Here is a 9,238-nt window from a genome sequence, read left to right on the forward strand (position 1 = left end):
GGGCACTGCCAGATCTGGTCGTCCAGACCGGCGGCGGTGAGCTCCTCGCGCGCGATGGCATCTGCGCGACGAAGGGTGTCCAACCGTGCCGCGGTGACCTCACCGACGATGCGGATACCGAGGCCCGGACCCGGAAAGGGCTGGCGCGCAACGATTTCCTCGGGCAGTCCGAGTTCACGCCCGACCGCTCGGACCTCGTCCTTGAACAGCAGGCGCAGGGGTTCGACGAGCTTGAACTTCAAATCGTCGGGTAGACCACCGACGTTGTGATGGCTCTTGATGTTCGCCGCGCCGGTGCCGCCGCCGGACTCGACGACGTCGGGGTACAGCGTGCCCTGGACCAGGAAGTCGACTTCGGATCCACTATCGCCAACGACGTCACGCACCGCGCCCTCGAACGCGCGAATGAACTCCCGGCCAATGATCTTGCGCTTGCCCTCGGGATTGGTGACCCCCGAGAGCGCTTCCAGGAAGCGCGCCTCAACGTCGACCGTGACGAGCTTGGCGCCGGTGGCGGCGACGAAGTCGCGCTGCACCTGGCCGCGCTCCCCCGCACGCAGCAGTCCGTGGTCGACGAAGACACACGTCAGCCGATCGCCGATGGCCCGTTGCACCAGCGCCGCAGCCACCGCGGAGTCCACCCCACCCGACAACCCGCAGAGGGCGCGGCCATCGCCGATCTGTGCACGGACCTGGTCGACCAACGCGTCGGCGATGTTCGCCGCCGTCCAGGTCGAATCGATGCCGGCGAAATCGTGCAGGAACCGACTCAACACCTGCTGGCCGTGCACGGTGTGCATCACCTCGGGGTGGTACTGCACGCCGGCGAGCCTGCGCGCCCGGTTCTCGAATGCCGCCACCGGAGCGCCAGCGCTGGTGGCCACGACGTCGAACCCCTCGGGTGCCGCCGTCACCGCGTCGCCGTGGCTCATCCACACCGGCTGACTCTCGGGGAGATCCGAATGAAGCTCTCCGCCAGAGACTTTCAGGTCGGTGCGGCCGTACTCGCTGGTGCCCGTGTGCGCGACGGTGCCACCGAGCGCCTGTGCCATCGCCTGGAATCCGTAACAGATGCCGAAGACGGGAATGTCGAGGTCGAAGAGGGCGGGGTCCAACTGCGGCGCCCCGTCGGCGTAGACGCTGGCAGGGCCGCCGGACAGCACGATCGCCTGCGGGTCTCTTGCCTTGATCTCGTCGACGGTCGCGGTGTGTGGGATCACCTCCGAGTACACCCGCGCCTCGCGGACGCGCCGCGCGATCAGCTGCGCGTACTGCGCGCCGAAGTCGACCACCAACACGGGCCTGGGTGATGCGGTTTCCACTGGCCCAGTCTAGTGGTGACCACGCGACTGGCCCTGCGCGGCAGCAGCGGACGCTCGAGTCGCGTCGGGGTGTGGATCAGCCCGCCGAGCTGACGGGCTCGATCGGCAACCATCGCAGCACCGCAGGCGCATCGGCAGGAACCACCGGGTGCTCCGGAGCGATGGGAGCGAGTCGCCGGTACGGCTCGCCCTGGCCGGGCCGCTGGTCGACCTCGCCCTTGTTCGGCCACAGCGACGCCGCCCGTTCGGCCTGCGCGGTGATGCTCAGTGACGGGTTGACGCCCATGTTCGCCGAGATCGCGGCCCCGTCGACCACCGACAGCGTCGGGTACCCGTACACCCGGTGGTAGGGGTCGATGACGCCACGCTCTGCGCTGTCGCCGATGGCCGCGCCGCCAAGGAAGTGCGCGGTCAGCGGGATGTTGAACAGCTCGCCCCACGTGCCACCCGCGACGCCGTCGATCTTCTTCGCGATCCGCCGGGTGACCTCGTTGCCCGCCGGAATCCAGGTCGGATTCGGTTCACCGTGGCCCTGCTTGCTGGTCATCCTGCGGAAGCCCAGTTTGCCGCGCCGGGTGTAGGTGGTGATCGAGTTGTCCAGGTGCTGCATCACCAGCGCGATCACCGTGCGCTCACTCCACCGCCGCGGATTGAGCAGCCGCAGCGTGCCCTTCGGATCGGCCTCGGCGCTCTTGAACAGCTGCTTCCAGCGCGGCACGTCAGTACCGCCCGGGCCTGCGCCGTCGGTCATCAACGTCTGCAACAGCCCCATCGCGTTCGAGCCCTTGCCGTAGCGGACCGGCTCGATGTGGGTGTCGGACGTGGGGTGGATCGACGACGTGATCGCCACGCCGTGGGTGAGGTCGAGATCGGAGCCGACCCGCAGCCGCCCCGCCCCGACGATGGACTCCGAGTTGGTGCGGGTGAGGACGCCGAGCGTCTCGGACAGCTGCGGCAGCCGCCCGGTGTCGCGCATCTTGAACAGCAGCTGCTGCGTTCCCCATGTCCCCGCCGCGAGGATCACGTGCGAGGCGGTGTACGTCCGCTTCTTCTTGCGCAACCACCGTCCGGTGCGCGCCGTGTGAACATCCCAGCCGCCGCCGGGCCTGGGTTGAAAGCTGGTCACGGTCGTCATCGGAAGGACTTCTGCACCAGCCGATTCCGCCAGTCCGAGATAATTCTTCAGAAGCGTGTTCTTGGCGCCGTAGCGGCACCCGGTCATGCAGGACCCGCACTCGATGCAGCCGGTCCGCGCCGGACCAGCACCACCGAAGTACGGATCGGGCACCGTCTGGCCTGGTGTCTTCTTGCCGTCGGTGCCGAAGAACACTCCGACGGGCGTCGGGGTGAAGGTGTCGCCGACACCCATGTCGTCGGCGACCTCCTTGAGGATGCGGTCGGCATCGGTGAAGGTCGGGTTGGTAACCACGCCGAGCATGCGGGTGGCCTGGTCGTAGTGCGGCATCAACTCGGCGCGCCAGTCGGTGATGTGCGCCCACTGCTTGTCGGCGAAGAACTGCTCCGGCGGCACGTACAGCGTGTTGGCGTAGTTGAGCGACCCGCCGCCAACGCCGGCACCCGCCAGGATCATGCAGTTGCGCAGAAGGTGGATGCGCTGGATGCCGTACATGCCGAGTTTGGGCATCCACAGGAATTTGCGGAGGTCCCACGACGTCTTCGCCATGTCCTCGTCCTCGAAGCGACGACCAGCCTCCAGCACGCCGACGCGGTAGCCCTTTTCGGTGAGGCGCAGTGCGCTGGTGCTGCCCCCGAAACCCGAGCCGATGATCAGGACGTCGTAGTCAGGATCCATTGAGCCAGTATGAACTTACCGGCCGGTAACAAGCTAGACAGGCGACCCTAAGTTGTAAAGCAGCAGTTCCTCGGGCGGGGGTGGGAACGGTTAGCGATCGACGGTCAGGCCGACCTTCTGGAACTCCTTGAGGTCGCAGTAGCCGGCCTTTGCCATTGACCGACGCAACCCTCCGACCAGGTTCAACGAGCCGAACGGGTCGTCGGACGGGCCGCTGAGGACCTGCTTGAGCGACGGACGCTCACCGAGCGCCACCTGCAGCAGTGCGCCGCGCGGCAGCGACGGGTGTGCGGCCGCCGACGGCCAGAACCAACCGTCACCCTGCGCCTCGGCGGCAGAGGCCAGCGGCGTCCCGAGCACGACCGCGTCGGCGCCACAGGCGATGGCCTTGGCGAGTTCGCCAGAGGTGTGGATGTCGCCGTCGGCGAGCACGTGGACGTACCGACCGCCGGTCTCGTCGAGGTACTCGCGGCGGGCGGCGGCCGCATCCGCGATCGCGGTGGCCATCGGCACGCTGATGCCGAGCACCTCGTCGCTGGTGGTCACCCCCGACGTCGAGCCGTATCCAACGATGACACCGGCCGCTCCGGTCCTCATGAGGTGCAGTGCGGTGCGATGGTCCAGCACGCCACCCGCGACCACGGGCACGTCGAGCTCCGAGATGAACGTCTTGAGATTGAGCGGTTCGACGTCTTGGGCGACGCGCTCGGCGGAGATGATCGTGCCCTGGATGACCAGGAGGTCGATCCCCGCGGCGACGAGCGCCGGGGTGAGCGCCTGGGCGTTTTGCGGGCTGACCCGGACGGCCGTGGTCACTCCCGCGTCGCGGATGCGCGACACGGCGGCGCCGAGCAGCTCGGGATCGAGGGGTTCCGCGTGCAACTGCTGCAGGAGCCGGATGGGCGCCGATTCGTCGGACGCCGATGCTGCTGTTTCCACCACCTGGGCGATCTTCGCCCCGACGTCGGCATGCCTGCCGATCAGCCCCTCGCCATTGAGCACGCCCAAACCGCCGAGTCTGCCGAGCTCGATCGCGAACTCGACGGACACCAGGGCATCGGTGGGGTGAGAGATGACCGGGATCTCGAAGCGGTAGGCATCGAGCTGCCATGCCGTCGACACGTCCTGCGAAGAACGCGTGCGTCGCGACGGCACGATGTTGATGTCGTCGAGTTCGTACGTGCGACGGGCGGTTCTGCCCATGCCGATTTCGACCATGTCACGCATGCGGCTCTATTATCTCCTCTTCGCGCAAGCGCTCATCGAGAAATCCCCCGAGAGCCCTAACGGGCGTAGTAGTTGGGCGCTTCGGTCGTCATCGTGATGTCGTGCGGGTGGCTTTCCTTCAGCCCCGCCGCAGTGATCTGGACGAACTGCGCTTGTTGCAGATGCTCGATGGTGGGCGAACCGGTGTAACCCATTGCCGCGCGCAGCCCACCCGTCAGCTGGTGGATGACGGTCGACAGCGGCCCACGGAACGGCACCCGGCCCTCGATGCCCTCCGGCACCAGCTTGTCCTCGGAAAGCACGTCGTCCTGGAAGTAGCGATCCTTCGAGTAACTCTTCTGTTCCCCGCGTCCCTGCATGGCGCCGAGTGACCCCATCCCGCGGTAGCTCTTGAACTGCTTGCCGTTGACGAAGATCAGGTCGCCAGGCGCTTCGGCGGTGCCGGCGAGCAGCGAGCCGAGCATGGCCGTCGACGCACCGGCGGCCAGTGCCTTGGCGATGTCGCCCGAGTACTGCAGGCCGCCGTCGGCGATCACCGGCACTCCGTGCGGCGCGCAGGCGGCCACCGCCTCGAGGATCGCGGTGATCTGGGGCGCCCCAACTCCGGCGACGACGCGCGTGGTGCAGATGGAACCTGGGCCGACGCCGACCTTCACCGCGTCGGCGCCCGCCTCGACCAGCGCGAGGGCGGCGGAACGGGTGGCGACGTTGCCGCCAACCACCTCGACGCGATCGCCGGCGACCGTCTTGAGCCAATGGACCATGTCCAGCACCCCGCGGTTGTGCGCGTGGGCGGTGTCGACGATCACCACGTCGACGCCCGCGTCGACCAGCGTCATGGCGCGCTCCCTGGCATCTCCGCCGACACCGACCGCGGCGCCGACCAGCAGGCGGCCGTCACTGTCCTTGGTGGCCAGCGGGAACTGCTCGGTCTTGACGAAGTCCTTGACGGTGATGAGGCCGGTCAGCTTGCCGTGACCGTCCACGATCGGCAGCTTCTCGATCTTGTGCCTGCGCAGAAGGCCCAGCGCCGCATCGGCCGTGACGCCCGCCTGGGCAGTGATCAGTGGCACCTTGGTCATCACCTCGACGACCGGCTTGTTCATGTCCACTTCGAAGCGCATGTCGCGGTTGGTGATGATGCCGACGAGGGAACCGTCGGCATCGACGACGGGAAGACCCGAGATCCTGAATCGCGCGCACATGGCGTCGACCTCGGCCAGCGTGTTGCCCGGAGAGCACGTGACGGGGTCGGTGACCATGCCGGCCTCGGACCGCTTGACCGTCTCGACCTGACCGGCCTGTTCCGCGGCGGGCAGGTTGCGATGAAGGACGCCCATCCCCCCGGCGCGAGCCATCGCGATGGCCATCCGAGACTCGGTGACGGTGTCCATCGCCGAGCTCACCAGCGGCACCCGCAGCCGGATGCGCCTGGTGAGCTGACTGGACGTGTTGGCGTCGGCGGGCACCACGTCGGAGGCCGCCGGAAGCAGCAGAACGTCGTCGAAGGTGAGCCCGAGCATCGCGACCTTGGTGGGATCGTCGCCCCCCGTCGGCACCGGAACGGCGATGGGAAGGCTGCTTTCAGCGATCGACATGGGTGAGGCCTCCAGATGGCGCAGATCTAAGAGTCCATCCTATCGGGGCCGGGCCCTGCTCTTGACCGCCACGCGCCATTGGCAACGAGGTTGGAACACGCGACATGGCATCGGCAACGCCGCGGAGCGCTGGCGCGATACCCGACGCCCTGCGTAGTGTGGACCTGTGCGTGACCACCTGCCACCGGGTTTGCCGCCCGATCCCTTCGCCGACGATCCGTGCGATCCCTCGGCGGCTCTCGACGCACTCGAGCCGGGCCAGCCGCTGGATACGCAGGAACGCATCGCGGTCGAAGCAGACCTGGCCGATCTGGCCGTCTACGAAGCCTTGTTGGCGCACAAGGGGATTCGTGGCCTGGTGGTGTGCTGTGACGAGTGCCAGCAGGACCACTATCACGACTGGGACATGTTGCGGGCCAACCTCCTGCAGCTGCTGGTGGACGGCACGGTGCGTCCGCACGAGCCAGCCTACGACCCCGAACCCGACGCGTACGTGACCTGGGACTACTGCCGCGGATATGCCGATGCGTCGCTCAATGAGGCGGCGACGGAGTCCGACGGATATCGCTGACGGCGTAGCTCGCCGTCGCGATCAACGCACCGTCCGATCGCACTCACCGTGGTCGCCCGCGGCACCCATCTTCATTTGCTGAGCGCTGACCGGCAGGGCATCTCACCAAGTTCTACGGGTAGCCTCAACCGCCCAGCGATTTTGCTGACGCGGCTCCCTGCCTAGGACACACCGCCGGACTACGGCACGACTGTCGTCGTCGGGGCCACAGCCGGCCTTTCGGGCGGCGTCGACACCGCAGGCGGACTCGGCTCAACCGACGCGCTTGGCGGGGCCGACACGGCAGGCGGCGGGGCGGCCGACGTCGCTGCAGGCACCGTGACCTCGGGAGCCTTGGGCGGCACGGTGACCGCGGCGGTGGTCGTCGTGGTAGTCGCTGCCACGGTGGTCGTCGTGGTGCTGGTGCGACTTGGCGACGACGTACTGCTCGGAGCCGGCGACGTCGAGGTGCTCGACGGGACCGTCGATGGCGATGTCGATGCGGATGACGGCGTCGTAGCCGTGGCGGGCGCCGGGGACTCGGGTGGCGACGTCGTCGGAGTCTCGGGCGGGGTGGATGAGTCCGAGGGCTCCGAGCTGACCGTGGTCTCCGACGTCGTCGAGGTCGTCGAGGTCGTCGAGGTCGTCGACGTGTCCGAGGACGTCGACGTGTCCGAGGTCGTCGAGGTGTCCGACGTCGTCGTGGTGGTCGTCTCCGACGTGGGTGCCTCGACGACGGGCACCGGCAGCCAGGTCAAGGGCGACGACGGCAGAACGGGCAGCGGCTCCCCCGGCGGAAGCGTCGCTGCCGGATTCTGCTCGACCACCTTGTAGGTCAACGCGTTCCACTGCTCGACGAGTTGTTGCTTGCTCTCGACCTGGTCGACGCCCTGCACGGCGGAGCTCACCTGCACGAGCTTGTCCTGTGCCTGCTGCCACTGGCCCTGGTCGATCAGCTGCTGCACCTGCTGGAGCTGCGCCGAGGCCAGCGAGACCTGGTCGTCACGGGTCTGTTCCTGCTGGCCGAAGATCGCGGTGCGCATGCCGTAGAGCGAGTCACCAGGGCCTGCCCCGTAGACGGCCGTGCCGAACCCGCCGATGCACAACATCGCGGCGGCCACCGACCCGACGATCGCGAAGCCCCTGCGTGAACCCCGGGTCTTGGACCGTCCGCCTTCCAAGGCCACGACGGCGTCGCCGAGGCTGACCGGGGCGGTGACGGCTGGGTCGCGCACGTCGTCGCGGAACTCGGAGAACAGGAAGGCGAGTTCGGCCTCCGCGGGATCGGTCGAGTAGACCGGCTGTTTGGAAGCGAGTGCTTCGAAGAAGCGGTCGGCCCTGTTGATCTCGTTGAGCGACGGATCTCCACCATTGGACGTCCAGCGACCGAAATCAGGCATCTCGAGGCCCCATTCCGTTCAGCTCGCCCTTCAGTCGCGCCAGGGCACGATGCTGAGCCACGCGCACCGCTCCCGCGGTGCTGCCGACCGCCACGGCGGTCTCCTCCGCGCTCATGCCGACCACCACGCGCAGCACCAGGATCTCCCGCTGCTTCTCGGGAAGAATCGCCAACAGCCGGTTCATCCGGGCTGCCGAATCGGAGTCGATCGCCATCTGCTCGGGGCCCGCCTCGACGGAGGGCCGCTCCGGGAGCGTGTCGGTCGCGTCGGCGCGATTGCGCCCCTGAGCGCGATGTGCGTCAGCGACCTTGTGCGCGGCGATGCCGTAAACGAAGGCCAGGAAGGGTCGCCCCTGATCCTCGTAGCGCGGCAGCGCCGTGATGGCGGCCAAGCAAACCTCCTGAGCCACGTCGTCTGCTGAAAGGCCACTTCGCTCCGCTGACCCGATCCTCGCCCGGCAATACCGGAACACGATCGGCCGGATGGTCTCCAGCACTGTCCGGAGTGCATCTCGGTCGCCGTTTACCGCCTTGGCCACGACGCCATCGAGACTGTCTCCCGAAATTGTCATCGTGGGCGATATCTCCAGCGTTACTGATGGGGCACGTCCCCGCGGTTGTGTCAGCTAAAGACTAGTGATCAAGAAGTGACTCGCAGACTCACCGCGCCGACCACGTTCCTCCCCTCCTGCTGACGGTCTCGGCGTACCCGTCGCGAGCAACGCGGATCTGCGACGGCGAGTGGACGGAGCTGCCGATGTCGGTGAGTAGGCAGGCCAAAGCCCAGCTCAGTGGTATCAACCCGAGCGATTCGGTGTTCGCAAGGGCCTCATCGGCGACCTGACGGGAGGTGTCGAACGCGCCCACGCTGCACAGTGCGGCGGCCAGTACGACCTGGGATTTCACGACGTGTCTCGTGGAGGTAAACCGCGACGCCAGCGCCACCGCGCGCTCCGCGTGTCCGACGGCCGACGCGCCATCTCCCATGACCATCGCCAGTTCGGCGTGCACCCACGACAGCCGGACGGGCAGCCGCCCCGCGGTGTCCTCGCCAAGGAGGTCGCCCGCGCGCCGCAGCAACCGACTCGACGCCGCGAACCGACCGACACCCAGCGCATCGGCGGCCAATCCGATCAGCGCATCGGCCCCCGCTTCGACGTTCGCCCCGGCGACGGCCCAGGCCCGGCCATCCCACTGCCGGGCGGCGTGATGCCCACCGAGCTGCCGCAGGAACGAGGCGCGCGTACTCGATGCGAGGGAAGCGAGCGGGCCGTCGGGCCGTGAGCGGCCGAGCATCTCCAGGTCGGCGATCGCGCTTGCATAGCGGCC

General features: G+C 67.9%; 8 protein-coding genes. 1 reads left to right on the top strand and 7 read right to left on the bottom strand.

The features are described from left to right. The 4 genes from guaA to guaB form a co-directional block, all read right to left on the bottom strand. Nucleotides 1-1,322: glutamine-hydrolyzing GMP synthase (gene guaA / locus ACRDUX_RS10340; RefSeq protein WP_526413551.1), on the bottom strand; the 1,322-nt coding region annotated here is incomplete at its 3' end. Nucleotides 1,323-1,398: 76 nt separating this feature from the next. Then, on the bottom strand, nt 1,399-3,135 hold the full coding sequence (locus ACRDUX_RS10345; RefSeq protein ID WP_526413553.1) for a GMC oxidoreductase: 1,737 nt from the start codon (nt 3,133-3,135) through the stop codon (nt 1,399-1,401). A gap of 90 nt (nt 3,136-3,225) precedes the next feature. Beyond that, nucleotides 3,226-4,353 carry a GuaB3 family IMP dehydrogenase-related protein gene (locus tag ACRDUX_RS10350; RefSeq protein WP_526413565.1) on the bottom strand — a complete coding sequence of 376 codons (1,128 nt, stop codon included), beginning with the start codon at nt 4,351-4,353 and terminating at the stop codon, nt 3,226-3,228. A gap of 65 nt (nt 4,354-4,418) precedes the next feature. Next, nucleotides 4,419-5,960 carry an IMP dehydrogenase gene (gene guaB, locus ACRDUX_RS10355; RefSeq protein WP_526413555.1) on the bottom strand — a complete coding sequence of 514 codons (1,542 nt, stop codon included), beginning with the start codon at nt 5,958-5,960 and terminating at the stop codon, nt 4,419-4,421. A gap of 166 nt (nt 5,961-6,126) precedes the next feature. Between guaB and ACRDUX_RS10360 the strand changes: the two genes are divergently transcribed. Next, nucleotides 6,127-6,531, top strand: coding sequence for a DUF5319 family protein (locus ACRDUX_RS10360; protein ID WP_526413557.1), 405 nt, complete (start codon nt 6,127-6,129; stop codon nt 6,529-6,531). Nucleotides 6,532-6,710: 179 nt separating this feature from the next. Here ACRDUX_RS10360 and ACRDUX_RS10365 read toward each other — a convergent pair whose 3' ends face one another. The 3 genes from ACRDUX_RS10365 to ACRDUX_RS10375 all read right to left on the bottom strand — a co-directional run. Further along, entirely contained in the window at nt 6,711-7,910 is a 1,200-nt protein-coding gene (locus ACRDUX_RS10365) for an anti-sigma-D factor RsdA (protein ID WP_526413559.1), read from the bottom strand. Further along, on the bottom strand, nt 7,903-8,481 hold the full coding sequence (locus tag ACRDUX_RS10370; protein ID WP_526413561.1) for an RNA polymerase sigma factor: 579 nt from the start codon (nt 8,479-8,481) through the stop codon (nt 7,903-7,905). The genes ACRDUX_RS10365 and ACRDUX_RS10370 overlap by 8 nt, the downstream gene beginning before the upstream one ends. An 88-nt stretch (nt 8,482-8,569) precedes the next feature. Beyond that, the coding region (locus ACRDUX_RS10375; RefSeq protein WP_526413563.1) for a hypothetical protein at nt 8,570-9,238 on the bottom strand (669 nt) is incomplete at its 5' end.

The organism is Mycobacterium sp., assembly GCF_050701675.1.
GTDB lineage: Bacteria > Actinomycetota > Actinomycetes > Mycobacteriales > Mycobacteriaceae > Mycobacterium.

What these genes read in the sequence shown, in the direction of transcription:
- ACRDUX_RS10345 (WP_526413553.1), bottom strand. Translation starts at nt 3,135, where the DNA reads ATGGATCCTGACTACGACGTCCTGATCATCGGCTCGGGTTTCGGGGGC.
- ACRDUX_RS10350 (WP_526413565.1), bottom strand. Translation starts at nt 4,353, where the DNA reads ATGGTCGAAATCGGCATGGGCAGAACCGCCCGTCGCACGTACGAACTC.
- guaB (WP_526413555.1), bottom strand. Translation starts at nt 5,960, where the DNA reads ATGTCGATCGCTGAAAGCAGCCTTCCCATCGCCGTTCCGGTGCCGACG.
- ACRDUX_RS10365 (WP_526413559.1), bottom strand. Translation starts at nt 7,910, where the DNA reads ATGCCTGATTTCGGTCGCTGGACGTCCAATGGTGGAGATCCGTCGCTC.
- ACRDUX_RS10370 (WP_526413561.1), bottom strand. Translation starts at nt 8,481, where the DNA reads ATGACAATTTCGGGAGACAGTCTCGATGGCGTCGTGGCCAAGGCGGTA.